The sequence below is a fragment of the Desulfovibrio sp. 6_1_46AFAA genome, from assembly GCF_000224635.1.
Taxonomy (GTDB): Bacteria; Desulfobacterota; Desulfovibrionia; order Desulfovibrionales; family Desulfovibrionaceae; genus Desulfovibrio; species Desulfovibrio fairfieldensis.
On record NZ_JH114300.1, the window covers coordinates 150,892 to 175,339 of the forward strand.

Genomic DNA, 24,448 nt, shown 5'->3' on the forward strand with positions numbered 1-24,448 from the left:
GCGTTGCATCTCAGGCCGTTTTACGGTAGGCAGATGCCCATAACAGCGATTTTGCAAATCTCTAGACAAAGCCCGCGTGCCGCCCGTGGTCGGCGGCGTGGGAGAGAGCGCCCGCCTGTGTTTTGGGGGTCGGATGTTGCGCCGTCAGCGTCGCTTTCGGTAATTTCCTTGCTTCAAAGGGAGACTCGCAGTGAAGAAAACGTTTATTCTGCTGTTGGCAATCTGGCTTTGCGGCGTCTGCGGCGTGCAGGCCGCTCAGCTCAATAAGGTGGCGGCGGTGGTCAACGGTCAGGTCATCACCATGTTCGACCTGCAGAAAACGGCCCTGCCGGAGTTGGGACGCGCCAGACTCAATCCCAATAACCCCGCGCAGGCCAAGGAAGTGGACAAGGTCTTCCGCAAAGTGCTGGACATGATGATCATGGACATCCTGCTGGGGCAGGAAGCCAAGCGTCTCAAGATCAGCGTTTCCCCCTCCGAGGTGGACAACGAGATCGCCAAGATGATGAAGGCCCGCAATCTGACCAAGCAGCAGTTCGAAGCCCAGCTCGCCCAGCAGAAGATTTCCATTGATGAAATCCGCCAGAACTTCGAAAAATCTCTGTTGCGCCAGAAAATCATGGGCATGGAAGTGGGCCGCAAGGTGGTGGTGACCCCCGCCGAAATCAAGGCATATTACGAAGCCCATAAAGACAATCTCTATGATCGCGGCGGCCTGCACATGGGCGTGCTGGTCTATGCGCCCAACGTCAATGCCAAATCCATCGCCGCCCAGATCAAATCCGGCAAGCTGAGTTTTGAGGAGGCGGCGGCCAAGTATTCCATCGCCCCCAACAAAGACAAGGGCGGCGACATGGGGCCCGTGGAATGGGACCGCCTGAATCCGGAATGGGAAGGGCGGCTCATCAAAATGAAACCCGGCGATGTGACCGACATTTTCGACCTGCAGGGCCGCAAGGCTCAGGTCCATTTGTTCCGGCCCGGCGGCGACAACGCGGAAAAACAGCTTACCCTGGAACAGGCCACTCCGCAGATCGACGCCATCCTGCGTCAGCCCAAGGCCATGGAGCGCTTTGAGGACTACACCAGCCAGCTGCGGAACAAAGCCGTTATCGACATCCGGCTGTAAGCCGCCGCGCCCCGCGCGGCGGACCATGCACGAGGCTTACATGACTTTAGAGGAACTGGGCGCGGCGTTGCGCGCCGAACGCGAAAAGCGCGGCCTGAGCATCGAAGATGTGGCCAACCATCTGAAAATCGGGGCCCGTCTTCTGCGCGCTCTGGAGGAAGGCGACGCCTCGTCTTTGCCCCATCTGGCATATGCCAAGGGCTTTATCCGTTCATATTCATCCTATCTCGGCATGGCCGCCGAGGAAGTGAACGAAGCCGTTTGCGCCTTGGGCGGCACGAGCCCGGCCGTACCCCAGCCCGTATACACGCCCGAGGAATCCCTGGCCCCCGGCCGAAGCCTGAAATGGCTGGGCGTGCTTATTGTGCTGGCCCTGGTGGCCGGAGGCGCGTATGTGGCTTGGCAACAGGGCGCTCTGGAAATTCTGAGCCGTCAGACGCGGCGTCTGGCCCAGCCCTCGCCGCCGTTGCAAACGCCGGATTCCGCCGAAAGCGTGCCGGGCAGGGAGACTTCCGCTCCGGCTGCGGATTCGGCTCAAACCCCGGCTGCCAAGTCCGAGGCTTTTGCCCCGGCGGCTTCTCCGTCTCCTGAGGCCGCGCCTGTGGCGGCTCAGGCTTCCGCCGCGTCTGCCGCGTCCACCGGCGGGGTGAATACGCCCTCATCCGCCCCAGCCCCGGCCTTCGGCGGCGCGGGCGGCAGCGCGCAGAATGCGGCCCCGGCCTCTGCCTGGGGGTTGAGCTCCACAACGGCCGCTCCGGCGCAGCCCGCGATCGGGCAGAACGCGACCCAGCCCGCCCAGCCGGCGGACGGCGCGCTGCCCCCCGGACAGCATAAGGTCATCATCACCGCCACGGAAGAATGCTGGATCCATTCCAATGCCGATAATACCGATACCCGGCAGTTCTCCCTGCGCAAGGGCGACACCTTTGCCCTGACCTTCACCAAAAGTCTGGAACTGAAGCTGGGCAATGCCGGCGGCGTGCGCATCCGCTACAACGGGGAGGACATGCCCGCGCCCGGCCAGTCTGGCCAGGTGCGGACTCTGACCTTCCCGCCTGTGGCCCGGCAGTGATGGAGTGGGCCGATCAGGCCGTGGTGCTGCGCATCGGGCATTTTCGCGAGTCTGATCTCTGGTTGAAACTGCTCTGCCGCGGGCGCGGCCTGCTGACATTGTTCGCTTTCGGCGGCAGCCGCAGCCGTCGGCGTTTCTGCGGTTGTCTGGACGTGCTGAACACCCTGCAATGCCGGGTCAAAACCTCGGGCAGGGAAAATTTTCTTAATCTGGAAGAGGCCGTGCTGCTGTCCGGGCCGCAGTGCCTGCGCGGCAACTGGCAGCGCATGGGGCTGGCCGCCAACTGCCTGCGCTTTGTGGAGGCTCTGGGCGTCAATGAGGAAGGCGCGGACGAAACCTTCGCCCTGGTGGAGGATCTGCGTCGCGTTCTGGAGGAAGAACCCCGCCTGCCGTCTTTGCTGCCGCTGTTTTTCCGTCTGCGTCTGGCCGGTGCCTTGGGTTTTGCGCCCAATCTGGGCCAGTGCGGCGCGTGCGGCGCGCCCCTGGCCGACAGGGCGCTGTTTGTGGTGGACGAGGGGCAGATGCGTTGTGCCGCCTGCCGGGCGCGGGAACCCGCCCTGGCCGCGCGCTATGGCGTGGAGCTTTCCATGGCGGGGCTTGACCTTTTACGCCGCGTGCAGCAAGAATTTCCCTCTGCCTGGCCGGTGGAGGATCTGCCGTCCATGGACCGCCGGGCCTGTGCCAGGGCTATTGACGGATTTGTGCAGTATCATCTGGGGTTGGCCTGGGAAGGCGGCTACTTCCGCCGCGTGTGAGGCAGCCCTGAAAAGCGTCTTTTGTCCCCTGGGCCGCGTCAGAAGCCGTTCGCTGTCCAGGTCTGTACCGGAAGAGTACTATCCCTGGTCAGCGAACGGCTTCTTCCTTGCCAGGGAACAAAATCCATCTTTTCAGGGCTGCCTCAGCTTTTTTGTTTTTTGTGGCGGCACAACAAAGGACAGCGCATGTACTTTCAGGATGTCATTCTTACCCTGCAAAACTACTGGGCAAGCCGGGGATGCGTCATTGAGCAGCCTTCGGGCGTGGAGTGCGGGGCCGGTACCTTCAATCCGAGCACGTTTTTGCGGGTTCTCGGTCCCGAACCCTGGAAGGTGGCCTATGTGGAGCCTTCGCGTCGCCCCACGGACGGCCGCTACGGCGAAAATCCCAACCGCCTGCAGCGCTATTTCCAGTTTCAGGTGGTGCTCAAGCCCTCGCCGGACAATGTGCAGGATCTCTATCTGCAAAGCCTGGAAGCGCTGGGCCTGAATCCGGGCCGCCACGACATCCGTTTTGTGGAGGACGACTGGGAGTCGCCCACCCTTGGCGCTTGGGGCCTGGGCTGGGAGGTCTGGCTCAACGGCATGGAAGTGAGTCAGTTCACATACTTCCAGCAGGTGGGCGGCATTGACCTTTCGCCGATCAGTGTGGAGCTGACCTACGGCCTGGAACGCCTGACTATGTATCTGCAGGGCGTGGAATCGGTCTATGACCTGCGCTGGAACAAGGATGTGACCTACGGCCATATCTATCATCAGAACGAAGTGGAGCAGTCCAGGCACAACTTCGAAGCCAGCAACGCGGAAATGCTGTTGCGCCAGTTCAGCGACTTCGAGCGGGAATGCAAGGCCATGCTGGAACTGGGGCTGCCCTGGCCCGCCTATGATTATTGCCTGAAATGCTCGCATACGTTCAATCTTCTGGACGCGCGCGGGGCTATTTCCATTACGGAGCGCACCGGCTACATCGGCCGGGTGCGGGCTCTGGCCGCGGGCGTGGCCCGTCTGTACGCGGCGCAGCGCGAGGAACTGGGCTATCCCATGCTCGACAACAAGGATGCGAGGTAAGGCATGGCGACCTTTGTGCTTGAAATCGGCAGCGAGGAACTGCCTTCCCGTTTTCTGGCCCCGGAAGAGGCGGAACTCCGGGCCCGCTTCAGCACCGCCCTGGACGAGGCCGGTCTGGAATACGGCGCGGTGCGCGTCATGAGCACGCCGCGTCGGGCAGTGGTGCTGGTGGAGGATCTCAATCCCGTGCAGCGGGAAAAGGAAGAAGTGATTCCCGGACCTCCGGCGCGCGTGGCCTACGGGCCTGACGGCGCGCCCACCAAGGCCCTGGAGGGTTTCGCCCGCACCCACGGCCTGAGCGTGGCGGACGTCTTTCGCCTGGAAACGGAAAAAGGCGAATATGTGGCCGTGCGCAAGCGCACCGGCGGCGCGGCGGCCAAAGCTCTGCTGGCCGGGATCTGCCCTGCCGTGATCACGTCCCTGCCGTTCGCCAAGCGCATGCGCTGGGGCGCGTATGCCTTGGCCTATGCCCGGCCCATCCGCTGGATTCTGGCTCTGCTGAATGAGGAAGTGGTCCCCTTCGACCTCGGGCCCGTGGCTTCGGGCCGCGAAACCCGCGGCCACCGCGTGCACGGTTCCGGTCCCTTCAGCGTGGCTCATGCCGACGCCTATCTGGAAATTGCGGCTGATTCCTGTGCCGTGACCCTTGATCCGGCCACGCGCCGTGCCGTCATCGTGGAAGGCGGCGACGCCCAGGCCGCGCGGGCCGGGGGCAGGGTCCTCTGGAACGACGGCCTGCTGGACGAGGTGCAGGGTCTGGCCGAGCATCCAGTGCCCCTGCTGGCGGATTTTGATCCCGCCTACCTGGAAGTGCCGCGTGAGGTGCTGCTGACCAGTATGGAAAGCCATCAGAAGAGCTTCGGCATTGAGGGGCCGGACGGCAAGCTCATGCCGCATTTTCTCACTGTGCTCAATCTGAGCCCCGAAGACATAGAAGTGGTCAAACACGGCTGGGAGCGCGTGCTGCGCGCCCGTCTGGACGATGCCCGCTTTTTCTGGCGCGCGGATCTGCGGGAGAACTTCGACCTCTGGCTGGAAAAGCTGGACCATGTCATCTTTATCGGCGCGTTGGGCAGCATGGGCGACAAAACCCGCCGCCTGGGGGCCCTCTGCCGTTGGCTGGCCGAACGTTGCGCCCCTCGGCTGGGCGCGGACCTGACGGCGGAAGCCGCGCGGGCCGGACGGCTGTCCAAAGCGGACCTGGTTACCGGTCTGGTTGGCGAATTCGATACGCTTCAGGGCATCATGGGCGGCATCTATGCCGTGCAGAAGGGCGAAGCCCAGGCTGTGGCCGACGCTCTGAAAGAGCAGTACCTGCCCGCCGGTCCGGATTCGCCGCTGCCGCAAAGCCCTGTGGGCGCGCTGCTCTCCATGGCGGACAAGGCCGATACCCTTGTGGGCTGCTTCGGCCTGAACATGATCCCCACCGGCGTGGCGGACCCCAATGGTCTGCGGCGTTGCGCGCTGGGCATCATCCGTATTCTGCTGGACTTCGGCCTTGACCTTGACGTGCGCGAGCTCTTCGCCAAGGCGCGGGAACTCTACGGCACACGGCAGTGGAAGTTGCCGCCGGACGAGGCTTTGGACAAACTCATGGAATTCTTCGCGGCCAGGCTGCGCAATTATTTCCTGAGCCGGGGCCAGGATACCCTGCTGGTGGACGCGGCGTTGAACGCTGGCGCGGCCCAGGTGCCCGACAGCGGCGCGCGCCTGGCGGCGCTGGCGGCCTTCAGCCGTGAACCGGGCTATGCCGAGGCCGTGCAGACCTTTAAGCGGGTGGCCAATATCGTGCGTAAGCAGGCCGCCGCAGAAACTCTGCCCGAGTATTGGGATGCGGCCCTGTTGCGCGAAGCGCCGGAAAAGGCTCTGGCCGAGACCCTGGAAACCTTGCTGCCCCGTCTGGACGCATTCCGGGCTTCCGGCGATCACGACGCGGCTCTGGCGACCCTCAGAGAGGTGCGCCCGGCTGTGGACGCCTTTTTTGACGGCGTGATGGTCATGTGCGAAGACGCGGCCTTGCGCCGCAACCGCCTGGCCATGCTCCAGGCCTTGGGATCGCGCTTCGCCCGGCTGGCCGATTTCGCGGCCTTGCAGTTGTAAATGGCGTCGGCGACGGCAAAATTGCTTGACAGGCAGCGAGGCTTGCGCTAATAACGCTGATTCACAACATCTCTGTTGCTGTCATCCGGCGGCAGTGCCGCTGATCCGGGATCATGGCTTGCGCGGGCAAGCCCAACATAGTGGAGGAATACCGTGGCCAACCATAAGTCAGCCATCAAACGTCACAAGCAGAGCCTCAACAGGGCCGCCCGCAACCGTGCCGCCCGTACCCGCGTGAAAAGCGCCATCAAGGACGTGCGCGCCGCCATCCAGGGCAAGGACAAGAGCCTGGCCGACAACGCCCTGACTCTCGCCACTTCTGTGTTGGCCAAAGCCGCCGGAAAGGGTGCTCTGCATTGGAAAAAGGCCGCGCGTAAGATCTCGCGTCTGGCCCGCGCCGTTAACGGCATTGAAGCTGAATAAAACGGTGTGATGTCTTTTGCCGTTTGTCTTTGGGCTTTTGGCAGGGCATGGTTTATGTGGATGCCGCCAAGGCGGTAGTAGATTTGAAAATTTATCCGGCATGCAAGCAAAAATAGTTACAAAAAATTCTTGACGAAGCATGCCGCTTAGTATAGTTTCCTTTGTTACGCGCTCGTAGCTCAGCTGGATAGAGCAACAGGCTACGAACCTGTAGGTCAGGAGTTCGAATCTCTTCGGGCGCACCATAGATTTCAGGCACTTACGGACTACTCCGTGGGTGCCTTTTCTATTGGGCACATACCGTTGGGCACATGTCCGATGTCTGGGAGGCTTTCAACGGCAGCCCTCTTCTGCCGGTCCATGACATACTGATAGTGGCTTAAGAGCATGATGGGAGTGCTGTGCCCCATGAGTTTTGCCACAGTACCGACATCCACTCCCGCAGCAATCATCTCCGTTCCGAATGCGTGACGAAGGTCATAGGGGCGGATGTTCCGTGTAATTTTAGCACGGCGCAGGGCAGCGCGCCAGGCCGTCTTGAGACTCTGAACCGGCTTCCCTCGATAGTGGATAATGTGCTGTGCTCCATCTCGTATGTCCTGTACTTTCCAAGTCTTAAATATCGGAAGTAAACTTTCTCGGATCGGTACTTCGCGCCACAGTGCTTGTAGATTCTTCCTGGCCCCATGTACACGTAGAATGCGCTGCTCGAGATCAACGTCATCCCATGTTAGTTGCAATAGCTCGCACGGACCGACGCGGACGCCAAGTTGCGCTCCAAGAACCACAGTCCGCGCGATATGCGGTGATGCAACAGACAGAATTGCAGTGATTTCCTCAGGAGTTGGCGGTATGAATTTTTCATAATGCCCGGAGGGAAGTTTAGGAAAATCCGGCATGGAGCAATATCCATTCCCGGCACACCAGCGAAAAACGGTTTTCAGGACGGATAGACGTTTACGCACGGTGACGGGCTTGACTCCCGTCTTGGCCATGTCGTCCATGACCTTGGTTATGTGCTCCCGTGATATGTCTGCGATAGGTAGCATACCGAATTGCTCCAACGGCCTGCGCATGCTGTCCATTTGCCACAATAAACTCTTTTTGCTAAACTGTTTCTCGCGCAGATAGAGTAGGTAGCATGCTTCAAGCGTTATTGTCTGCGGTTCTTCAGATTCCATTTCCCCCTTTTTAAACGACTCCCTATCAAACTTGATGCGATGTTTGATCAGGGAGTCGTGCTTTTCCGCCTCGTGCTGAGTGATAAAATTCGCGCACTCGCGTTTTCCGGTCAGCGGATTGTTCCAGTAGCACTGCCACGGCGACGCGCGGCCTTTCCGGTACCGTATGGCCATGATGTCCTCCATCATGCGCCAAATGTGCCCGGAACAGGCTACTGGACGCATGGGCCTTGGGTCAATTGGTAAATGTCATTGATGGACATGGACGTGAGCGAAACGGGCGGGGTAGAATTCCGCTTGGGCTGCCGTGCCTCTTTGGGCTTGGGCTGGGCGTCTTGGTGCATCTCAAGGATGACCTGACGCACAGCGGATTCTAGCCAGCGGGGCCCACGGCCACGCCCCAAGCCGAAGTCGATAGGATGGACGCCGCGTTGCGCCAAAATCGAAGCGGCCACACCGGGGCTTGTGCCCAGCATGGCCGCGATGTCTTTGCGTCTCAGGAGGTGGTCTGTCACTGCGGCATGCCTCCCTTTGGAGCCGGGACCGTCCTTGCCCCGCTGCTCCGTCTTCCGTCCAGCAAAGAAAGCTGGCGGCTGATACCGTATTTATCCATGAAAAAGGCCAGCAGTCCAAGCTGGCCCGGTCCGGTGATGGCAAAGTCGGTTGTTTCATACTGTATGCCGTCGTCTTCCGGCGACAGATGCACCGTGATTTTGAACCAGCCCTTCTCGATATATTTTTGCCGGGGGACATTCCAGTGCTTGCGCTGGCGCATGAGAAAGCCGTGCTTGCGCATCTCCTGAAACAGATTGTGCGGTCCCATGTGCTTGATGCCGCGCTGCCGGAGAACCTTTGCCAGCTGATTGACGCTCATGCCACCTTCGGCTTCGCTGACGGCTTCGGCAAATTCAACCTTGGGGGCGTCAATGGCAAGCTGCTGTTTCAGCGCCGCGTTTTCGCCGCCGATGATCTCCAGGGCCTGCGACAGGATTTCTTCACGGGAGAGGGCGGGCGGCGTGCCGACGAAGCCCTTTTGCCGGAGAGTAGGGAAGACTTCGCCAGCCGCCCACTTTTGGAAGGGAAGGGCGGCTTCCTTGTCGGAGCGGCCAAGGAAGAAGTAGAGCCCCTGCTCGGAGATGATGAGCATGTCTTGCTCACCTCCAGGGGTGTGAATCTGTTTCACCCCCTTCCATTCTTCGGGCACGGACCGAAATAGGCGTGCGGGGTTGCTCTGCTCGGCATAGTCCAGCGCCCTGGCAATATCCTTCGCTACAAACCATGGTTCGCCGTTGTGCTCAACCACGCGAACCGCGCCGAAAGCCTTATTCTGGAAAATTTTCAGTTCGTTCATAAGCTATCCTTCGACGGTCATGCCGCCTCCTCATAGATTCGTGTCCCTTCCTCATCCATGCCCGGTTCTAGTTTCCGAAGCCCTTCAGCCAGCGTGTTGACCGTCTGGCGTAGGTATCTCCACTCAGGGCACCGGGCATAGACCGGACAGGTGTTGCAAACGTCCTCCACAAAAGTAAGTGCCGCCCATACCAGAGCGGCCCATCTGCGGAAGCGTGTTTCGTCGTCCATGTCCTCAGTGATCATGTACTCTTCGAGGGCGTGGAATCTCTTGTCTAGATCGCGTTTGGCCCCTGCGGACAGCGGTTTTTTTCTGGTCTGCTGGGCACAGTCCGCGATCCACCGGCTGATCTTGTCCAGCTGACGCTTGAGGGCCGTTCCGCAATTCGCAGCTGGTCGAAAGACTTCGAGGCAAGCCTGGGTAGCCGTCAAGGCCAAGACGGCGCGCGTGTGTTGGACGCCGGGATTGGGGTAGGTGGGCGCGTAGGTCATGATACGGGTTCCTCCGGCATGGGGATGGGGCCAGCCCATTCACCGCCCCTTTCACTGACCGGAAATTCCTTATCCATGCAATTCGGATACAGCATCAGGAAACGGTCATTGTCAGTTTTCCGCAGGGTGCTTTCCTGAACCACATAGACCATGTGTGAGAAAGTGTCGCGGTCGTAGCGCCACCAATACCAGCCCGGCAATGTGGGCAGCTCCTTGCGCCACACCAGCGGCCTGCGCTCAGGACAGCCCTTGCAGTCGGCGTCGTTGGGGGTGATGTGCGGGGAGCGGGGAAGGGCGTTCCATGCGGCATGTGCTTCGTCGCTGGCTTTCGTTCGTGGCCCTTGCATCCCGCAGACATTACATATGATGGAGTACTTCCAGCCCAAGGATGGATCGAAACATTTGGCTGGATAATCATTACCGCAGTACGGGCATGGTTTCAATTCTTCGGGCATTTCTAATCTCCCACACGCTTAAAAATGATGACCCATACCCACGGGTTTACGTCCCAGCCAAAACCGCGCCGAGCGTAAATGGAATTCCACGTGGCCTCAAATGCTTGCAGAGGGGAATCATAGCGCCATTCCTGACTCACGCCCATTGCCCATGTGGCGCTTGCCGGTCCATCACCGACGCGGCTGACCTCATATGCGCCCTCGGCAATTGCGTCGTCGCTTGTCATATTCCTCAGCCGCTCCACGCGGATATCGGTAATCTCCAGGGTGATGCGGGACAGGATGCGGGGCATGTGGATGGAGGGCGTCCAGAGCTGTTTTTTGCCTTCGCTGTCCACTTTGGCGAGAGTAAGCCCGTCAGCCTTGTAAAGGGCTTTGGGCGATGGCCATCCTTCTTCCGGGTAGTATTTGTAAAAAGTTTCCTTGACCCACAAGCGGTCGCCTAGTTGCCCGAATGGGCAGGGGAGCACATGACTCCCTCTCAATCTAGGCCGCCGCGTCTGCGTCTTCCGCCCGGCCAGGATGGCCCGAACCATGTCGCTGTTGTACAGGATGGGGCGCTCTTTCATGCTTTCTCCAAGGCCTTGTAAAATACCATCCAATGCGTTTTTAGATTCGCCGTGGTCGTGTGCCCAAAAATCGGGCGTTGCGGAAAGCACGCCAGGACTTGGTGCACGCTGATTTGCGTTTCAGCCCATTTGAAAATCAGAGTCCCGCCTGGCTTGAGTACCCGCCAGCATTCGGAAAAACCATCGGCCAGATCCTTGCGCCATGTGCCCTTTGTGAGCTTTCCGTACTTCTTTCTCTGCCATGATCGGGGGCCACACCGTTCGAGGTGGGGAGGGTCAAAGACCACAAGATGAAAGCTGTCGTCAGGGTGGGGAAGCGCTCTGAAATCGACTATGGAGTCAGGAGAGACGGTGAACACGCGCCCGTCGCAAAGCACATGTTCCTCACAGCGTATGTCGCTGCACATGACGCGAGGATCATGCTTATCAAAGTAGAACATGCGGCCACCGCAGCAGGGATCGAGAATTTGAGGCAGTAAAGAGCATTGTGTCAGCATCATTCCTCCACGGCCCGGCGGGCGGCTTTGGCGTCATGTCTCGCCCATGACACCCAATATTCTGCACTATTGTCTACGTTGCCCGCCTTGGCCCATTCCCGAGTAAGATTTGCAACCTTTCTCGCCAGAGCGGCAATCATGCTTTGCATCCGCTCGTTCTCTTTCCGCAGCCGTAGAAGTTCGTCGATGGTGGCGATGACCTTCTCAGGATCGTTGCTTGTGAGGAAGTCGTCTTCATCTTTGTGGTTCCCCTCGCGCTCTTCTTCGCCCATACATAATACTATACGAGCAACTTCAAATGGCATTCTTTTTGCGGCCTTTTCGGCCACCTCACGGCGGGCCAGCAGGGCTTCTGTGGAAAGGTCAGTCTTGATCATGGCGGTCCTCCGTGGCGACGTAGGCGGCTGTAATCCAGCATTCCGCGTCTGCGTCGCCTTCGCATTTGGTAATGTCTCCACGGGAGCATTTACGAGAAAATCCAGCACAGGGACGAAGTTCATCGGGGATGCAGTCCGCCAGCCAGCGCACCATAGCCACGAGCCGTAGGACGGTGGTGGGGTCGGCGGAGGAGATGAAAGCGGCATTGTGTATGCCGTCATCCGTCGTTAAGCGACAGTCAGCGAGGATACTGCCGTCTATTTGCCGAACCGTTCCCATATCCAAACATACGCCGATTTCCCAAGGCCCCGGCGTCGCAGCCTTCGCCTTGCCCTCCAGGTCGGCCAGCCATTGTTCAACGGTCATTTTCAGCCTCATGATTTTGCTTCGGCTCTATATCAATAAATATGACGCTATTGTTATTTAGATTGATGAGGACTGGGCGATCTACTCCGGGGATAAAGCGCAACATCCGGCCATCTTCATATACATATGTGTGGATCTCTCTGTTCTTTGGGTTATCCTTAATTCCGTTTTGATACCCACTTGCATAACCAGTTTTCCAAATAAAATAGCAAAGCATAGCAAAGGCGAGACAGCAGGACAGAAATCCAAAGAATTTCGTTTGTATAAATTCATCAAACATCATTTTCAGCCTCCATTTCTGCTTCCACCGCAAGGCGGCCAGCTCTAAGCGAGCACCATCTGCAAACCTGTATTGCTTTTTCTTCGGGGAAGTCTTTTTCGTATGACTCCCCCCAGATATCCCAGGCGCATTTAACCGGCTCGCTAGGTGGTGGACAGAAGGGTTCCCCTCCAGCCATCTTTTCCGTCACTCGCGCCTCAAACTCGGCGGCGTCTCTCCATTGTTCAATTGCGCCTCGCATGGTTGCTCCCTATGTGATTTTGAATGGCAGGCTGCCGATTCGCACGGCACCACGTCGTGTAAGCCTAACTACGCGCGCTAGAGCAGGCTTAGCCGTGGACTCTATCTGCTCAGTTCGTCGCGGTTCGCCCGCGCCGCGCCTGCCGTAAAGCCGGGCTACAACTCGCCACGCCCCAGCACGCGCACGTCTTCGCAGCGCACCAGGCGCGGGCCGTCTATCCATATCCACCACCGCCCGTCTGCGCCCAGATGCGGCGGCGTTTTTGTCCATGCCCTCCCGCAGCCGGGATCTTCCTCATCAGGCTCCCAGTGAGCGAAGACGCGCACGGGCTTGTCGAGGCCTTCGGGGCGTGGCGCTGGATTGTCGTCCGTCAGCCAGCCCCGCACGAGCTCAGCTACGGCGTCCGGACCGATGGCCGTGTACTTGCCGTCCGGGCAGTGCCAGCAGCCGTCTATCTTGGCGCGGAAAGTTCCGGCATCTTCGCTTTGCCCGGAAAAACGCTCAAAATTAAACAAAAAAATTGACCGCGTTTTGCCATCTTTTTTGAGCAAAATAGACGCGGCCTTAGGCGTGCGGTCTGCCATTTTGTTTTACCAGCCTTTCGCCGGGCGGGCGCGGGATGAGGGGGGGGAGATATGTCAGCGTACTTGCAGGCTGTACGACTTTCGCAGCTCGCACCCGGGTACTTCCTGACCGGCCGCGAGGGCTTCCTTGATGACAGCCTTGTCCGCTTCGATGGTTTCTTTGCGACGCAGATAGAGTTCAGGTAGCCCGCTGACATCCTGTGGCACGGCCACGGCTTCGCTTTCCCTCACGCTCAGGGTGTAGGAGTTACCTTGCACTTTCCGGAGCCCATTTGTTTGCATGATGTTCAGATATTTGGCCTTAAGCCAGGCTATGCGGCTTTCTGCGGTCTTGGCCTTGCTTGCAAGGCGTTGAGCCTCTTTTTTGCAGGCTTCCGCCGTGGCGGACTGAATACGAAGGAACTGCCCGAAGGCGTCAACCTTGGCGGCCTCCTGCTGGCCGAGTTCGTCAAGGTAAGCGTTCATCATGGCCTGTTGTTCATCGGTAAGCTCTTCGTCTGGGACAGACAGCATCCCGGCAATTTCTTGTTGGATGGCGTCGAATGAGGGCATCAGACTCTCCTAAAATGGTATAGTATCCATGTCACCATCCTGGGCCGGATTGCTTTGCCGCCGCGCCTGCTGCCGTGGCGGCCCCTGTTGTCCCGCGCCCTGGGGCTGTCCGTCGCCCCTGCGGTCAAGAAACTGCACGCGCTGGGCCTTGATTTCCGTTGTGAAGCGCTCCTGTCCCTGCTGATCAGTCCATTTGCGGGTTTGAAGGCTTCCCTCCACATAGACAAGACTGCCCTTTGCCAGGAAGTTGGCGCAGTTCACAGCGGTCTTGCCGTAGGCAACGATTCGATGCCATTCCACGCGATCCACCTTGTTGCCGTCGCGGTCCGTGTAGGACTCGTCCGTGGCGATGGAGAGATTTGATATCGCTGTGCCGCCTTGGCTGTACCGGTGGTCAACGTCACGGCCAAGGCGGCCAATAATCTGGACCATGTTCAAAGACGCCATTGCGCTGTCTCCCTGCCGCTGTTCACGGCGTCGAGAAAGTCGGAAACATCCGCTTTTGTCAGCTCGCGGGAGCTTTTGACTTCGCGGCCAAAGAAGCTGGACAATTCGGCAAGGTATGCTGTGCGGTCATTGCCGTGACGTTTGGTCAGGTAGGCCATGAGCATTTTACTTTGAGCCGGGGTCATGGCGTCAGGATTTGAACTTTCCGTCTGCGGCGCTTGTTGCTTGGGCACGGATGCCGAGCGCTGCCTGTTTTTGCCTTGCGCCGCCTCTCCGTCATCGTCCTCCTCACTGACAACACCGACCATGGCACTTAAGCTGTAGCGTCTGGCATAGGTAATGGCGCTCCCCATGCCTTGCGGGCCCCCGGCTCTATCCGGGGGCAAAACGCATTCGCTGGCCAGCCATTCCCCGCTTTCGTGCATCAGTATTGTACGCACATGGGCTTTGCCGTCGGCAGGCAGGATCATTTGCGCGACGCTAAGCCCATATTTGGGGAGTACCTCCCGGATGGCTTCATATACCGCCGCGATATCCGCATACCTGTTTTTGAGATGCGGATTGGTGGAATTTTTAACGGCCGGGGAAAGCTCTGCCTGCGCCTGTGCCAATGCCTTGGCCAACGTCCCGATAGACGCGCTCATCATGTTGTCCATCTTCACAGCCTCCTTGCTGGAACAAAAACGACCCCTGCACGGGGCCGACATAGGCGTTGTCATCGTCTGGAATCAGGGGGCATATCATTGCCCGCCCGCATCCCATATCCACACTGGGGCATTCGCCCGCGAATCTGCACATATCATTGCCTCCTGCCATTGCCGTAACACCTGGGCCACACTGGTTCCCTGAAAAGCCCTGCGCGCCCCATCTGGCATGGGCAGCACGCCGATCACGCGACGGCACCTGAAGCTGAAATGAGTGATTACGGCCATGTCACAGCCTCCAAAAAGTTGAAAGCCGCCAGCACCAGAACAGTGCCAACGGCCCAAAGCCAGCCGCGCCAGTTGCGGCACGGTGATATTTCGGCCCACATCACGCGGCCACGCGGGCGGGCGGGGTCATGGTCCAGGGCGTATACAGCCCAGCGTTGTCGTCAGGCTGCTCTTGAGCCTCATGCCGGGCCACAATCTCCACCGTCAGGCTGAAATCTTCCTGGGAAAAGTCCTTGCCCTGTTCAAGGGCCTGCTTCTGGTTGTGATAGGGGCCGTTCCAGCCGTCGCTCGTGACGACATAGTGGCCGCATTCCAGCATTCCAAGCTCCTGTTCATGGGCCAGCAGCATACGCCGCAGCTTGCGGTTGTCGCTCTCAAGCTGTCGGATGCGCTCTTCGGCCTCGGCCAGCTTAGCCAGCAATGTGTCGTGTATGGGCATGATGGCCTCCTACTCTTCGATTTTTAAGATATCGTTACGATACTCGCAAAACAGATTGCTGATGGCCATTTCCCGGACATGCTCCATAGCTTCTTTCACGCCGCCGGAGCACTGCGACACATCAAGTCTTGTGACGTGAAAAAATAGTTGCGCCACAAGTCTGTCATCAGCTTTGACGTCTTTGCTCCCGCACCAAAGCGGCCAACAAGAAAAGTCCAGGTCGGCACGGCACAGGTCGGCACCGCGCAGGTCGGCACGGCACAGGTCGGCACGGCACAGGTTGGCATCGCACAGGTTGGCATCGCACAGGTTGGCACCGCGCAGGTTGGCACCGCGCAGGTTGGCACCGCGCAGGTTGGCATCGCACAGGTTGGCATCGCACAGGTCGGCATCGCACAGGTCGGCACCGCGCAGGTCGGCACCGCGCAGGTCGGCACGGCACAGGTCGGCACCGCGCAGGTTGGCACAGCGCAGGTTGGCCCTTTCGCCGTATTTTCCGTTCGATTGAATCCAGTTCGCATGACGCTGCAAAATGGCAATTTCGTCTTTGGTCAGTTCTCGCATGGTAAATTCCTCCATTCCCAGCCACCACCTAAGTGGCGACGGGTGTGGAAGAGGCAGCATGGGCTGCCGGGTTGAGAGGGCGAAAGAAAAGGGCGGCTCAAAGAACCGCCCTGATATTTACGATTGTTTGATCACCACTCACCATGTGTACCTTTCGACAAGCACGGACGGCGCTTTTTCGCCGTACCAGTCATCCTCGGACAGCATGATGACGCGGCGAAACTTGGAATTCTGAAGCTTCGCAAGTTCGGCCGGAGTGACGGACTCAATCCATGCACGGCGGAACGCGCCCATGTCGTAGAGGTAGATGCACACTCTGAGCATTGAAAAATCCTCCAGAACTACTGAGGTCAAAAGAAAAGGCCCCCCGGATTCCGAGGGGCCTGCAATATCGAATCTGCATAGTCGCACGCAACTACGCTGAAATAATTTCTTTTGCTGAAATGTAGGCGTTAGCTGTATTTTTTCTTTGCCACGCTCCGTTTTTCGGACTCCATTTCCAGCCATACTGTTTAAGCGTGGTGATGGTATCCGAATCAGGTTTACCGGGAAAAAATATCTGCACTCGGTCGAGTTCAACATTTCTCATGATTTCGATACCATCATGGATTTCGCTGGTGCTTTCCTGTGGTTCCTGCGGCATCATACCGGTGAGAGACCATACCTTATGGCGTTGCGTAAAACCTTTCCCGTCGAGGTGTTCAGACTGCCATTTTTTCAGAAAATTCAGTGTATTCTGAACCATTTCAGGAGTATTGTGCTTGGCCCAGGTCTGCAAGCGGCCATAGCAGTTTTGGCGGCCGAATGGTGTATCAAGATAAGATCGCATGATCATATCTTTTACAGCGTCCATACTTTCTTGTTCAATCTGAACAGCAGTTTTACGGGCAAAGATGCCTTTTTGAATGGCGGCAATGGCCTTATTTGCCCATGCCTCGCATTCGTTCATGCATCTTAATTCTGCCCTGTTCGCTTTCTCTGCTCGCCGTACAGGAAAGTTGGAAGGACCGGCGATCATAGTTGAGATACAGTTGCTACGGGCCGCAGTAAGTCTGCGACGAAGTTCGAGAAAACGCACCTTGAACCTGGTCAATTGCTCGGCCAGATAGGTACGTTGCTCGTTGTTGGTACACAACTGCTCAAATTTCTGCACTTGTGCATTGAACCATTCAACACACATTGCAATTTCATTTTGTGCTCGTTTTTCAGGCATAAAACTTGTGCCACAGTATGAGCGGCGAATTCTTTCATAGTCAAAATCTTCAGCGGTCAATTTTTCATAATTCATGTTATCCGCTCCCTCTTTTTGTTTCAGTTCCAGCCGCCAGAATTGGCGACTGGTCAGAAACAAAATTTGGTATTGCTCCACTAGTCGCTGAAAATAATTTCGGAGAGAGCCATCCGTGCGCGGCAGCAATCTCCGTCTTTATCTATTAACATGATTTGGGCGCGCCCTTTGTCCCATCCCCAAAACACCCCACGTTTTTTCTCACTATCCATTCCGTAGAACTTGACCTCATCTCCCATCTTCAAGGTGGAGCACCGTTTGAAGTGGGCAATCGCCTCGTCTTCCGTGTCGAACTTTACGCAGGCATCAAACTTTTTTTTTCCGCCGTCGGCCAGACCTTCAAAAAGTTCTTTCAGGCCATTACTCATCTTAATTTCTCCGTTTTGTTGGTTGACAGGTAATTCTGCTCCATTTCCGCCACCTTCTTGGGAACGTGGCGGTGTGAAACAAAATTTGTTGTCGTCGCTGCTATGGTCGGTCAACAGCTACCTTGCGCCATTTCTGGTGACGCCGTTCCGCGCTGGCGGTGTACGACGACATCTTTTCGCCCCTGCCCCTTCCTGCCGGGCCAGCTTTCTTTTTCGATCCTTCCGCCTTTCTGAGCTTCTCTCGCGGTTTCCTACTGATCCACGTCCTCCGTATAGGGCTCCGCGTCGTTCGGGCCTCTGGAATCCTGCTCCAGGCGGTCGCCTCCGGGTCCGGGCTTCGTGGCTACTCTGGGCCGTGGCCCGTGTTCGCTGCTCTTCCCCGTTGGCAAAGTCAGAATATACAAACGTAGAATATGAGTCAATAAAAATTTACAAGAGTATAAATATGTCTTATAAAAAATCACGCCGCAAGTTTCAGCGTGATGGCGCCCCGGTCAATGGGCACAAAAAAGCCCCTCAAACGAGGGGCGGGAGGAAAGGAAAACTTTATGAAGAAATTAGAAAAAACTGTATCAATGCGGGTTGAGGAAGTTCAGGAATTGACAGAATTTCTTGAACAAAACGGCATGACACCGTTTGGGGCGTTGCGCACTGCTGTTGAATGTGTATACGGACTGATTGAAAGATATCATGGGCACAACTACACAGGCCTTATGGACCGTGAAGAGCAAAATGATCAGACTTGGCAGGAGGCAGAAAAACAAATCAATCATTCTTGAATGTTCTGAATAGAATGAAAAGGAATGGTGTCCATTCTATTGCCGTGATCTCCAAGTTTCTCAACCAACAAAACGTAGCAGGAAAGATTTTTGCCACTAATAAGATCACTGATTATTGCCTTGGGGATCACTTTTCTTTTTCCCCACTTGCTATCTGTAATCCATACACTTTTCTCTTCATTGATATATTTTTGAAGAATTTTTTCATTATCTATAGAAGAGAGATGATTTTTCTGGTTCATAGCGATTCTCCACTTAATGTACACCACTAGGGCCATTGGTTCTGTTACTTCCCCCGCACGTCCGCCCAGGCCCAGATCACGCGGCCCACAATGGCCTTGTCCCAGTCGCCACAGAAGTCTTGCTTCAGGCTGTAAATCATAGGCGGCCATTTTGACCCGTTATCGCTGTAATAGGTGACCTGGAAGTCATCTTTTCGTTCTGTGACACTGACGCGCTTGATCATGCCTGACCCGTCGTCAGGATCAAGCACCAACATCATATGGCCGGGTTTGGTCACGTCGCGATCATCGCGGTCAACAAGCACGATGTCGCCGGGGTTCAGCGTGGGCTGCATGGACGTGGACGTCGGCCCGATTTCCACGGCGATCAAATTTCTGCGGTGCCGGATAGCGGGAAGGTTCTTGTAGGCCAGGAACCAGCTTTTGATCTCATCTTCCGGCAGATAGCCAGGTCCGGCCCCCACTTCGCCCACAAGTGGAGCGGCGACATAGTCTTCGGCAACCGGCGGTGCTGCGTATTCCCCAGCGGGTACGATCTTAGTGTTGACGAAGCAGACGTCACGAGATGCTTCGGTTTGCGGCAATGAGATTGTTGCTCCGATAGCATCAAGGAGAGGGGAAAGTTTTTCTAAGCTTGGCTTCCTGTCTCCCTTTATCCATGTATGAAGAGTCGGCACACTGACGTTTAACGCGCGTGCCGCTTGGGTAACATTTCCATTATAGTTTTTCTCTATAGCCTGCTTGATAGCTAACATCGCGGTATCAAAGAAATTTCCCATATTTTTTAAAAACCCTATGTTTATACATTTGTCAAATCTCTATATGTAAAAATTTCTTGCATATTACATTTACTTTTGTATAAAATAGAAGCATGAAAGCTAAAACTGTTTTCCAAAAGGTTTTGGATGCCCACGGTCTTACACTCTCTGAAGTTATCGCGCGTGGAATTCCCAAGGGGACTGCCTGCGCGCACTACTATGGCATCAGGAACTTATCTCTGAGCTCCGCGTTTAGATATGCAGAGCGGTTAAAAATTCCACTTACGGACCTTGTTCAGCCTACAGCCACCCCCACCACGCCGCCCGCAGGCGTGTCTGGCGAAGGGGGAGACGATGCTGCATAGCTTCATCGCCTTCTACGGCTGGGAAGCCGCGCTGTGGTTCGGCGTGTCCGTGGCGGCCTTCTTCGGGGCACTGGCCTGTCTGTGGCTGTATGCCGCTGGGAAGGGGTAAATCGTGGAAGTAGTCATCATCTGGGTATCCACAATGGCGATGATAGTCGCGGTTGTTTGAATCATAATGCGAAACTGAATTAAGGGGGCACGGATGAGTAACCAGTTTTACGCTGCTGCGTCCTTGATCGTCGCCGTGGTGTTTCTCTGTTTGGGCTGTTCGGCTCTTTGGGTTCGCAGAAGGATTCCGGCTAGACAGAGCGCGACACAACAGAAATTTGCGGTCTTCGCGTTGTACTCGTTCTGTATGGTCATTCTCAACGTGTTGCTGGCCTGTTTTACTCTGTGGGGATGACTGATGTCCTTCTGCCGGGGTGAGCTCACGATTCTGACCGGCTGCGCGTGGGCATGGCTCATGCTGCTGATGGGATGATTCGGCCAGTCCCGCCATGCACCGCCGTACAGCGTCATCCGGCGTCGGATACTCATCCCGGCTGTAGGTGCGCCAGAGGATGCGACCCGGAAGGATAACGGCAATACGCCAGTAGGTGGGACGGGCGGTGAGTCGAAGCAAGACATTAACCATGACACAGCATGACATGGACATGGGCGCGCGTCAGCGTCCTAAAAACTGAGGGTGAAGACGATGCCCGATTACAAGACCATGAGTGCTCAAGAGGCTTTGGCTTTGGCCAAAGAGGTCTCGGGACTGACAGCCGAAGAAATCGCTTCCCGCACCGGAATCAGCGTGCATGTGCTGCGCCGCTACTTCAAGCCGACAGAAGAGGCCTATCTCCCAAGCCTGGAACGCATCCCGCCCTTGGCGCGGGCTTTGGGCAACAACATTCTCTTGCACTGGCTGCAAGCCAAGTCCGAACCTGAACCGCGAGTTGTACCGCCTGCCACCAGTATGGCGCAAGTGCTGACGGCCCTAGCTCGTGTAGCTGCCAGCGTAGGCGACGTTCAGCGCTGTCTGGCCGACAGCGAAGGCCGTGGCATTGACCCAGCCTGCGCGAGAGATGTGCGCGGCCTATTGGGAGATGTGGTGGCCGAAGCGCAGCACGCCCAAGGTATGCTCTACCAGCAGGCCATGGCGCGGGACGTTACTAAGGCCGCCCCGTTGTGCTGCTTGATGAAACGGGAGCGTCCTTGGTGGCGGCGATTGTTTTGCAAAAAATGAACCGCGCCACCTTTCTTGTCCGCTATTATCCTGATCTGCGTCTTACGGCGTTGCCGGGCGGAAAGGTAGAGATACGCGATCCCCAAAGGCGAGAAGGGCTGGAAGCGTTTGTGCGGGCCTACGAGCAAGAGATTTGGGAAGACCTGCTGAAAAAGGCTGTGGGGAAGCCGGGCTCCGACACATGCCGGTAAAATCAAAATAACGGGTGGGAAATAGCTGTGGAACGCGGATATGTCAAATTATGGCGAAAGACGCTGGACAGCGGGTTGCTTGAAAACGGCCCGGCTTGGCAGCTCTTCGGCTATCTCCTGCTCAATGCGGCACACAGACCACATCGTAAAATCGTAGGCGGTGTAGTCTTCGACCTACAACCGGGACAGGTTGTCTTCAGCCGCGCGAAAGCCGCCGCAAAACTGGACCTCAGTGAGCGCCAAATTCGTACCGCGTTTTTACTGCTCGAAAAGCTCGAAATTTTGACCAGCAAAGCGACCAACAAATGTACCATAGTTTCTCTTGTAAATTGGCATAGATACAACGGAGATCGACCAGCAGGCGACCAGCAGAATGACCAGCCGATCGACCAGCAGTCGACCAGCACCCGACCAGCAGGCGACCAGCAGACTCCGCCGGTCAGCTTAGATACAAGAATTAAAGAATTTAAGAATAATAATATATATACCGCATCCGCACCGCAGCAACCTCAGCCCGCACCGCCTGACGGCGGCGCGGAGCACACGCCTTCAATTGCTTCACGGTCACGGCAAAAAGAAAATGCCAAACATGAACCAGATGGGCAGTACATCCTGACTCGCAAAGGGTTTCGCCTGACTGGCAAGCGCCTTTTGGCGTTCAATGGCTTTTGGGAGGCCTTTGCCTATAAGCGCGGCAAGGCCGAAGCCGCGGATGCATGGCTGGGGATCCCACAGCTCACGGATTCGCTTGTGGCCCGTATTTGCGACGCTGCACGGCAGGAGGCCGCAAATCGCCCGCAGGTCGAGGCGCGCGGCGGGACGCCTAAGTGGGCGCAAGGCTGGCTCGCGGCACGGCGATGGGAAGACTATGTGCCGGATGAGTCGCAGCCGACAGCCAGGGCAGACCCCATCCCGGAGGAACTCACCCAGGAAGAGTGGGAAAAGGCCACGGAGGCACGGCGAAGGCTTGAGGCAAGTCGGCGGCAAAGGGAAGAAAAAGCTTTGGCGGGAAGAGGAATTGAAATATGCGCACAGTAGCAAGAACCGATGACAACCAACGCGACATTGTGGCGGCCTTGCGCCGGGCGGGATGCTCTGTGCTCATCCTCTCCGGAGTCGGCAGGGGATGCCCTGATATCGCCGTAGGCCGGGCGGGCGTGACGTATATGCTGGAAATCAAGGACGGCAAGAAGGCTCCCAGCGACCGAGAGCTGACACCGGATCAAAAAGACTGGCATACAAAATGGCGCGGTCATGCGGCGGTGGTTCAGAGTGTGGGCGATGCACTCAGGGCCGTAGGACTGACACGATGACCAAAAAGCGCGGCAGGCCAAAGCTATTTCCATGCTGCCCGGAGTGCGGCGAAGATGCGCTGGTTGTGACAAGCACGACGTTGCAAGGACATATCCTTAACAGGTGGACTGTATGTAAGCGCTGCGCAGCTCATATTCGTTGGGTAAAGTCCGGCGATCATTGTCGCTGGGTCCGCGTGTTGTCAGCGTCCTTGCCTTGATCTGTTGGGGTCAAACACAGCCACACCATGGACATGGCCTCAAATGCCGCTGTCCGCGTCAGACCTAGAGTTTCTTGGGCTGCGTCAATCCTGGCCCATAGGTCGGAGGAGAGCGTCACCCGTCGGGATTCTTTTTTTCTGGGCGAATGAGGATGGGGTTTGCGCCCGGCCCCTGGACGGCGGCCTCCCCTTTTAGATTCGGCGGTATCCATCGACAATCCTTGCTTTTTATTTGAATTCGCGGAATGTGAGGGCATACCTTATGCCGTTATCTCCGAGTCCGTTGCCAGGAACCTTACCGCAGGTACAGCTACTCATACCGCAAAGAGCTTTGCTTGCGCGCATATAGTCGTCATAGGATAACACTGCGCACGGCTGACCACTTTCTAAGTTATATATTTCGACTGGGGTGAGCTGGATTGAAGTTCCGTGAAAATTATTTTCGATGGTGATTTGCATATCATCCTCAATTTTGTGGGTGTCACTGGCTTCTGCGGTCTTGGTCTGCACAGCGTGCTCTGGCAGAGTGATGGTCACGCGGTCGCCACGGCGCATGCCGTTATAGTCGATACCATAGGCTGCGCAAAATTCACGCAGTTCATCAAGAAATTCGCTGTTTATGCCGCCGTTTTGTGAAAGATTAAGAGTCAGCTCGCGGGTTTCGGCATTGTAGCGCGCCCAGGTATGCTTGTTGCCTCTCCAGCCCATGTCGCGATGCTCGAAGCGGATAAATCCCTGCTCATTGATATCTTGGATAGTAGCTGCCATGAGATGCTCCTTGTGTTTCTCTGAGTAAGAAGATGACACTATTTTGATTTAGTGTCAACAATTTTTCAAAAAATTATCAAAATAAACCAGCCAGAAAATACCTCTACCCCTTGCATGTAGCCCCGATGGCCGTGCTACGCTCCCTCCAAACTGGAGCGAAGCATGGCTGATATCGAGTACATTTCCGATTTTCTCAATGCACCCGGAGTCGAAGGGAAGCGGCAGACGCGGGGTTACATCCCGGCCTCTCCCGGCAATTTCATCGGGACCCAAGGGCAGAACCCTACGCGCTATAAAGCAATCGGTGCATCCGGCGTGACCATCGCCACGGGCTGCGACTTGGGGCAAACCGACGTGGCCACATTGCGCGCCTATGGCATGCCTGATGCCATCATCAACTCGCTGACCCCTTACATCGGCCTTAAAACCTCCCGTGCTATCGTCAAGCTGGCACAGTTACCGCTGAGCATCTCCCCCGGCGCCGCTGCCGAGATCGATCATTGCGTGCATCGCGGCTACCTCGATCGCTACGTACGCCCGGCATATGGAAAGGCCTCTGGCGTGAACTTTGACGATCTGCCCAAGCAGGCCCAAGCCGTCATTTTTTCGTGCTGCTTCCAGAAGGGCTGCGGCGGCGTGCGGCGCGACTGGCCCAAGCTCTGGGGCTATCTCACGCGTCAAGACTGGAGCAAGGCCACGCATGAGCTGAAATATGGCTTCACGCAATATAAAGCACGCCGCCGGATCGAAGGCGAACTGCTCGCGGAGATTGCGCAATGTTCGGCCTGATCAAGTCCCTGTTCGGCTTGGGCGGAAAAGCGTTAGATAAAATTTTTCCCGACCGGGCCAAGCTCCAGGAAAAGAACCTGGAGATCAACGCGGAAACGGAGCGGGCCAGCGGCGGGCGCATGACTCCGCGCAAGCTGCTCATGTATGTTTTTGCGCTGGGCCTCGCCTGGGAACTGATGGTCAGGCCGTTCATCGTCACCTACTGGCCTGCGGCGACATTACCACCGTCCATGCTCAAAGAACTTATGGCGGCGGCCTCCGCCATGTTCGGCATGGGGTTCTGAC

The 24,448-nt window shown here is 57.1% G+C and carries 34 protein-coding genes and 1 tRNA gene; 14 read left to right on the forward strand and 21 right to left on the reverse strand.

The genetic code is table 11. The features are described 5' to 3' along the window. Positions 1-190: 190 nt before the first annotated feature. From HMPREF1022_RS00485 to HMPREF1022_RS00515, 7 genes are all read left to right on the forward strand, one after another. Positions 191-1,129: a SurA N-terminal domain-containing protein gene (locus HMPREF1022_RS00485; protein WP_009301399.1), complete on the forward strand. Its 939-nt coding sequence runs from the start codon at positions 191-193 to the stop codon at positions 1,127-1,129. Positions 1,130-1,169: 40 nt separating this feature from the next. After that, positions 1,170-2,201 (forward strand): RodZ domain-containing protein, encoded by a 1,032-nt coding sequence (locus HMPREF1022_RS00490; RefSeq protein ID WP_009301400.1) that lies wholly within the window; start codon positions 1,170-1,172, stop codon positions 2,199-2,201. After that, entirely contained in the window at positions 2,201-2,956 is a 756-nt protein-coding gene (recO, locus tag HMPREF1022_RS00495) for a DNA repair protein RecO (protein WP_008684506.1), read from the forward strand. Before HMPREF1022_RS00490 ends, recO begins: the two co-directional genes overlap by 1 nt. 186 nt (positions 2,957-3,142) lie before the next feature. Then, positions 3,143-4,024 carry a glycine--tRNA ligase subunit alpha gene (gene glyQ, locus HMPREF1022_RS00500; RefSeq protein ID WP_008684504.1) on the forward strand — a complete coding sequence of 294 codons (882 nt, stop codon included), beginning with the start codon at positions 3,143-3,145 and terminating at the stop codon, positions 4,022-4,024. A gap of 3 nt (positions 4,025-4,027) precedes the next feature. After that, the gene (gene glyS, locus HMPREF1022_RS00505; RefSeq protein WP_009301401.1) at positions 4,028-6,124 is read left to right on the forward strand and encodes a glycine--tRNA ligase subunit beta; all 2,097 of its coding nucleotides are present in this window, start codon (positions 4,028-4,030) and stop codon (positions 6,122-6,124) included. A 153-nt stretch (positions 6,125-6,277) separates the two neighbouring features. Next, on the forward strand, positions 6,278-6,547 hold the full coding sequence (gene rpsT, locus HMPREF1022_RS00510; protein WP_008684500.1) for a 30S ribosomal protein S20: 270 nt from the start codon (positions 6,278-6,280) through the stop codon (positions 6,545-6,547). A gap of 168 nt (positions 6,548-6,715) precedes the next feature. Then, positions 6,716-6,792 (forward strand) — tRNA-Arg (locus HMPREF1022_RS00515). A gap of 21 nt (positions 6,793-6,813) precedes the next feature. Here the strand turns inward: HMPREF1022_RS00515 and HMPREF1022_RS00520 are convergent. The 18 genes from HMPREF1022_RS00520 to HMPREF1022_RS00610 all read right to left on the reverse strand — a co-directional run bounded on the left by HMPREF1022_RS00520 (position 6,814) and on the right by HMPREF1022_RS00610 (position 17,644). Next, positions 6,814-7,902, reverse strand: coding sequence for a tyrosine-type recombinase/integrase (locus HMPREF1022_RS00520; protein WP_009301402.1), 1,089 nt, complete (start codon positions 7,900-7,902; stop codon positions 6,814-6,816). A 337-nt stretch (positions 7,903-8,239) separates the two neighbouring features. Further along, entirely contained in the window at positions 8,240-9,079 is an 840-nt protein-coding gene (locus HMPREF1022_RS16400; protein ID WP_009301404.1) for a phage antirepressor KilAC domain-containing protein, read from the reverse strand. Positions 9,080-9,096: 17 nt separating this feature from the next. After that, complete coding sequence (locus tag HMPREF1022_RS00535; protein WP_009301405.1) at positions 9,097-9,570, reverse strand: hypothetical protein; 474 nt, start codon at positions 9,568-9,570, stop codon at positions 9,097-9,099. After that, entirely contained in the window at positions 9,567-10,025 is a 459-nt protein-coding gene (locus tag HMPREF1022_RS00540; RefSeq protein WP_009301406.1) for a hypothetical protein, read from the reverse strand. The genes HMPREF1022_RS00535 and HMPREF1022_RS00540 overlap by 4 nt, the downstream gene beginning before the upstream one ends. A gap of 2 nt (positions 10,026-10,027) precedes the next feature. Further along, positions 10,028-10,594 (reverse strand): hypothetical protein, encoded by a 567-nt coding sequence (locus tag HMPREF1022_RS00545; protein WP_009301407.1) that lies wholly within the window; start codon positions 10,592-10,594, stop codon positions 10,028-10,030. Continuing rightward, on the reverse strand, positions 10,591-11,034 hold the full coding sequence (locus tag HMPREF1022_RS00550; protein WP_232221514.1) for a class I SAM-dependent methyltransferase: 444 nt from the start codon (positions 11,032-11,034) through the stop codon (positions 10,591-10,593). Before HMPREF1022_RS00550 ends, HMPREF1022_RS00545 begins: the two co-directional genes overlap by 4 nt. A 56-nt stretch (positions 11,035-11,090) precedes the next feature. Beyond that, the gene (locus HMPREF1022_RS00555) at positions 11,091-11,468 is read right to left on the reverse strand and encodes a hypothetical protein (RefSeq protein ID WP_009301409.1); all 378 of its coding nucleotides are present in this window, start codon (positions 11,466-11,468) and stop codon (positions 11,091-11,093) included. Then, positions 11,455-11,835 carry a hypothetical protein gene (locus tag HMPREF1022_RS00560; protein WP_009301410.1) on the reverse strand — a complete coding sequence of 127 codons (381 nt, stop codon included), beginning with the start codon at positions 11,833-11,835 and terminating at the stop codon, positions 11,455-11,457. The genes HMPREF1022_RS00555 and HMPREF1022_RS00560 overlap by 14 nt, the downstream gene beginning before the upstream one ends. Next, entirely contained in the window at positions 11,825-12,118 is a 294-nt protein-coding gene (locus tag HMPREF1022_RS00565) for a hypothetical protein (protein ID WP_035060156.1), read from the reverse strand. Before HMPREF1022_RS00565 ends, HMPREF1022_RS00560 begins: the two co-directional genes overlap by 11 nt. A gap of 393 nt (positions 12,119-12,511) precedes the next feature. Next, on the reverse strand, positions 12,512-12,871 hold the full coding sequence (locus HMPREF1022_RS16405) for a hypothetical protein (protein ID WP_156802780.1): 360 nt from the start codon (positions 12,869-12,871) through the stop codon (positions 12,512-12,514). A 123-nt stretch (positions 12,872-12,994) separates the two neighbouring features. Continuing rightward, positions 12,995-13,492, reverse strand: coding sequence for a siphovirus Gp157 family protein (locus HMPREF1022_RS19110; RefSeq protein WP_009301414.1), 498 nt, complete (start codon positions 13,490-13,492; stop codon positions 12,995-12,997). Between the two features lie 9 nt (positions 13,493-13,501). Continuing rightward, positions 13,502-13,924 carry a single-stranded DNA-binding protein gene (locus HMPREF1022_RS19115; RefSeq protein ID WP_232221515.1) on the reverse strand — a complete coding sequence of 141 codons (423 nt, stop codon included), beginning with the start codon at positions 13,922-13,924 and terminating at the stop codon, positions 13,502-13,504. A 2-nt stretch (positions 13,925-13,926) separates the two neighbouring features. Continuing rightward, positions 13,927-14,595 carry an ERF family protein gene (locus HMPREF1022_RS00585; RefSeq protein ID WP_009301416.1) on the reverse strand — a complete coding sequence of 223 codons (669 nt, stop codon included), beginning with the start codon at positions 14,593-14,595 and terminating at the stop codon, positions 13,927-13,929. A gap of 376 nt (positions 14,596-14,971) precedes the next feature. Further along, positions 14,972-15,310 carry a hypothetical protein gene (locus tag HMPREF1022_RS00590; protein ID WP_009301418.1) on the reverse strand — a complete coding sequence of 113 codons (339 nt, stop codon included), beginning with the start codon at positions 15,308-15,310 and terminating at the stop codon, positions 14,972-14,974. Between the two features lie 9 nt (positions 15,311-15,319). Beyond that, a complete protein-coding gene (locus tag HMPREF1022_RS16850) occupies positions 15,320-15,874 on the reverse strand; it encodes a pentapeptide repeat-containing protein (RefSeq protein ID WP_009301419.1) in 555 nt (184 codons plus the stop codon). Positions 15,875-16,012: 138 nt separating this feature from the next. Beyond that, a complete protein-coding gene (locus HMPREF1022_RS00600; protein ID WP_009301420.1) occupies positions 16,013-16,198 on the reverse strand; it encodes a hypothetical protein in 186 nt (61 codons plus the stop codon). A 91-nt stretch (positions 16,199-16,289) separates the two neighbouring features. After that, positions 16,290-17,162: a hypothetical protein gene (locus tag HMPREF1022_RS00605; protein ID WP_009301421.1), complete on the reverse strand. Its 873-nt coding sequence runs from the start codon at positions 17,160-17,162 to the stop codon at positions 16,290-16,292. A gap of 80 nt (positions 17,163-17,242) precedes the next feature. Next, entirely contained in the window at positions 17,243-17,644 is a 402-nt protein-coding gene (locus HMPREF1022_RS00610; protein ID WP_156802781.1) for a hypothetical protein, read from the reverse strand. A gap of 434 nt (positions 17,645-18,078) precedes the next feature. Here HMPREF1022_RS00610 and HMPREF1022_RS17865 point away from each other — a divergent pair, with 434 nt between their 5' ends. After that, positions 18,079-18,309, forward strand: a complete 231-nt coding sequence (locus HMPREF1022_RS17865) for a hypothetical protein (protein WP_035060160.1) — start codon at positions 18,079-18,081, stop codon at positions 18,307-18,309. Here the strand turns inward: HMPREF1022_RS17865 and HMPREF1022_RS16860 are convergent. Both HMPREF1022_RS16860 and HMPREF1022_RS00620 read right to left on the reverse strand, forming a co-directional pair. Continuing rightward, on the reverse strand, positions 18,300-18,551 hold the full coding sequence (locus HMPREF1022_RS16860) for a hypothetical protein (RefSeq protein WP_009301424.1): 252 nt from the start codon (positions 18,549-18,551) through the stop codon (positions 18,300-18,302). The two genes, HMPREF1022_RS17865 and HMPREF1022_RS16860, sit on opposite strands and share 10 nt — an antisense overlap. A 44-nt stretch (positions 18,552-18,595) precedes the next feature. Then, positions 18,596-19,330: a LexA family transcriptional regulator gene (locus HMPREF1022_RS00620; protein ID WP_009301425.1), complete on the reverse strand. Its 735-nt coding sequence runs from the start codon at positions 19,328-19,330 to the stop codon at positions 18,596-18,598. 1,038 nt (positions 19,331-20,368) lie between these two features. Between HMPREF1022_RS00620 and HMPREF1022_RS00630 the strand changes: the two genes are divergently transcribed. From HMPREF1022_RS00630 to HMPREF1022_RS00645, 4 genes are read left to right on the forward strand one after another with little or no spacing between them, the layout of a single operon-like run. Then, on the forward strand, positions 20,369-20,902 hold the full coding sequence (locus HMPREF1022_RS00630) for a phage regulatory CII family protein (protein WP_009301428.1): 534 nt from the start codon (positions 20,369-20,371) through the stop codon (positions 20,900-20,902). Then, positions 20,875-21,093: a hypothetical protein gene (locus HMPREF1022_RS00635; RefSeq protein WP_156802782.1), complete on the forward strand. Its 219-nt coding sequence runs from the start codon at positions 20,875-20,877 to the stop codon at positions 21,091-21,093. The genes HMPREF1022_RS00630 and HMPREF1022_RS00635 overlap by 28 nt, the downstream gene beginning before the upstream one ends. 27 nt (positions 21,094-21,120) lie before the next feature. Beyond that, the gene (locus tag HMPREF1022_RS16410) at positions 21,121-22,131 is read left to right on the forward strand and encodes a hypothetical protein (RefSeq protein ID WP_009301430.1); all 1,011 of its coding nucleotides are present in this window, start codon (positions 21,121-21,123) and stop codon (positions 22,129-22,131) included. Continuing rightward, positions 22,119-22,406 (forward strand): hypothetical protein, encoded by a 288-nt coding sequence (locus tag HMPREF1022_RS00645; protein ID WP_009301431.1) that lies wholly within the window; start codon positions 22,119-22,121, stop codon positions 22,404-22,406. The genes HMPREF1022_RS16410 and HMPREF1022_RS00645 overlap by 13 nt, the downstream gene beginning before the upstream one ends. A gap of 428 nt (positions 22,407-22,834) precedes the next feature. On the opposite strand, the gene HMPREF1022_RS00650 is transcribed toward HMPREF1022_RS00645, so the two are convergent. Further along, the gene (locus tag HMPREF1022_RS00650; RefSeq protein WP_009301432.1) at positions 22,835-23,374 is read right to left on the reverse strand and encodes a hypothetical protein; all 540 of its coding nucleotides are present in this window, start codon (positions 23,372-23,374) and stop codon (positions 22,835-22,837) included. Between the two features lie 162 nt (positions 23,375-23,536). On the opposite strand from HMPREF1022_RS00650, the gene HMPREF1022_RS16415 reads away from it, so the two are divergent. After that, positions 23,537-24,163: a pesticin C-terminus-like muramidase gene (locus tag HMPREF1022_RS16415; protein ID WP_009301433.1), complete on the forward strand. Its 627-nt coding sequence runs from the start codon at positions 23,537-23,539 to the stop codon at positions 24,161-24,163. Further along, positions 24,151-24,447 carry a hypothetical protein gene (locus HMPREF1022_RS00660; protein ID WP_009301434.1) on the forward strand — a complete coding sequence of 99 codons (297 nt, stop codon included), beginning with the start codon at positions 24,151-24,153 and terminating at the stop codon, positions 24,445-24,447. The genes HMPREF1022_RS16415 and HMPREF1022_RS00660 overlap by 13 nt, the downstream gene beginning before the upstream one ends. Position 24,448: the final 1 nt, after the last annotated feature.

Excerpts from the sequence above, each read along its gene's own strand:
- HMPREF1022_RS17865 (WP_035060160.1), top strand. The coding sequence starts at position 18,079 with ATGAAGAAATTAGAAAAAACTGTATCAATGCGGGTTGAGGAAGTTCAG.
- glyS (WP_009301401.1), top strand. The coding sequence starts at position 4,028 with ATGGCGACCTTTGTGCTTGAAATCGGCAGCGAGGAACTGCCTTCCCGT.
- HMPREF1022_RS00540 (WP_009301406.1), bottom strand. The coding sequence starts at position 10,025 with ATGCCCGAAGAATTGAAACCATGCCCGTACTGCGGTAATGATTATCCA.
- recO (WP_008684506.1), top strand. The coding sequence starts at position 2,201 with ATGGAGTGGGCCGATCAGGCCGTGGTGCTGCGCATCGGGCATTTTCGC.
- HMPREF1022_RS00600 (WP_009301420.1), bottom strand. The coding sequence starts at position 16,198 with ATGCTCAGAGTGTGCATCTACCTCTACGACATGGGCGCGTTCCGCCGT.
- HMPREF1022_RS00520 (WP_009301402.1), bottom strand. The coding sequence starts at position 7,902 with ATGGCCATACGGTACCGGAAAGGCCGCGCGTCGCCGTGGCAGTGCTAC.
- HMPREF1022_RS16400 (WP_009301404.1), bottom strand. The coding sequence starts at position 9,079 with ATGAACGAACTGAAAATTTTCCAGAATAAGGCTTTCGGCGCGGTTCGC.
- HMPREF1022_RS00605 (WP_009301421.1), bottom strand. The coding sequence starts at position 17,162 with ATGAATTATGAAAAATTGACCGCTGAAGATTTTGACTATGAAAGAATT.
- HMPREF1022_RS16860 (WP_009301424.1), bottom strand. The coding sequence starts at position 18,551 with ATGAACCAGAAAAATCATCTCTCTTCTATAGATAATGAAAAAATTCTT.
- HMPREF1022_RS00535 (WP_009301405.1), bottom strand. The coding sequence starts at position 9,570 with ATGACCTACGCGCCCACCTACCCCAATCCCGGCGTCCAACACACGCGC.
- HMPREF1022_RS16850 (WP_009301419.1), bottom strand. The coding sequence starts at position 15,874 with ATGCGAGAACTGACCAAAGACGAAATTGCCATTTTGCAGCGTCATGCG.
- HMPREF1022_RS00565 (WP_035060156.1), bottom strand. The coding sequence starts at position 12,118 with ATGATGTTTGATGAATTTATACAAACGAAATTCTTTGGATTTCTGTCC.
- HMPREF1022_RS00550 (WP_232221514.1), bottom strand. The coding sequence starts at position 11,034 with ATGTTCTACTTTGATAAGCATGATCCTCGCGTCATGTGCAGCGACATA.
- HMPREF1022_RS19115 (WP_232221515.1), bottom strand. The coding sequence starts at position 13,924 with ATGGTCCAGATTATTGGCCGCCTTGGCCGTGACGTTGACCACCGGTAC.
- HMPREF1022_RS00620 (WP_009301425.1), bottom strand. The coding sequence starts at position 19,330 with ATGGGAAATTTCTTTGATACCGCGATGTTAGCTATCAAGCAGGCTATA.
- HMPREF1022_RS00645 (WP_009301431.1), top strand. The coding sequence starts at position 22,119 with ATGCGCACAGTAGCAAGAACCGATGACAACCAACGCGACATTGTGGCG.
- HMPREF1022_RS16415 (WP_009301433.1), top strand. The coding sequence starts at position 23,537 with ATGGCTGATATCGAGTACATTTCCGATTTTCTCAATGCACCCGGAGTC.
- HMPREF1022_RS00590 (WP_009301418.1), bottom strand. The coding sequence starts at position 15,310 with ATGCCCATACACGACACATTGCTGGCTAAGCTGGCCGAGGCCGAAGAG.
- HMPREF1022_RS00555 (WP_009301409.1), bottom strand. The coding sequence starts at position 11,468 with ATGATCAAGACTGACCTTTCCACAGAAGCCCTGCTGGCCCGCCGTGAG.
- HMPREF1022_RS00650 (WP_009301432.1), bottom strand. The coding sequence starts at position 23,374 with ATGGCAGCTACTATCCAAGATATCAATGAGCAGGGATTTATCCGCTTC.
- HMPREF1022_RS00585 (WP_009301416.1), bottom strand. The coding sequence starts at position 14,595 with ATGGACAACATGATGAGCGCGTCTATCGGGACGTTGGCCAAGGCATTG.
- HMPREF1022_RS00630 (WP_009301428.1), top strand. The coding sequence starts at position 20,369 with ATGCCCGATTACAAGACCATGAGTGCTCAAGAGGCTTTGGCTTTGGCC.
- HMPREF1022_RS19110 (WP_009301414.1), bottom strand. The coding sequence starts at position 13,492 with ATGCCCTCATTCGACGCCATCCAACAAGAAATTGCCGGGATGCTGTCT.
- HMPREF1022_RS00545 (WP_009301407.1), bottom strand. The coding sequence starts at position 10,594 with ATGAAAGAGCGCCCCATCCTGTACAACAGCGACATGGTTCGGGCCATC.
- glyQ (WP_008684504.1), top strand. The coding sequence starts at position 3,143 with ATGTACTTTCAGGATGTCATTCTTACCCTGCAAAACTACTGGGCAAGC.
- HMPREF1022_RS00560 (WP_009301410.1), bottom strand. The coding sequence starts at position 11,835 with ATGACCGTTGAACAATGGCTGGCCGACCTGGAGGGCAAGGCGAAGGCT.
- HMPREF1022_RS00490 (WP_009301400.1), top strand. The coding sequence starts at position 1,170 with ATGACTTTAGAGGAACTGGGCGCGGCGTTGCGCGCCGAACGCGAAAAG.
- HMPREF1022_RS00660 (WP_009301434.1), top strand. The coding sequence starts at position 24,151 with ATGTTCGGCCTGATCAAGTCCCTGTTCGGCTTGGGCGGAAAAGCGTTA.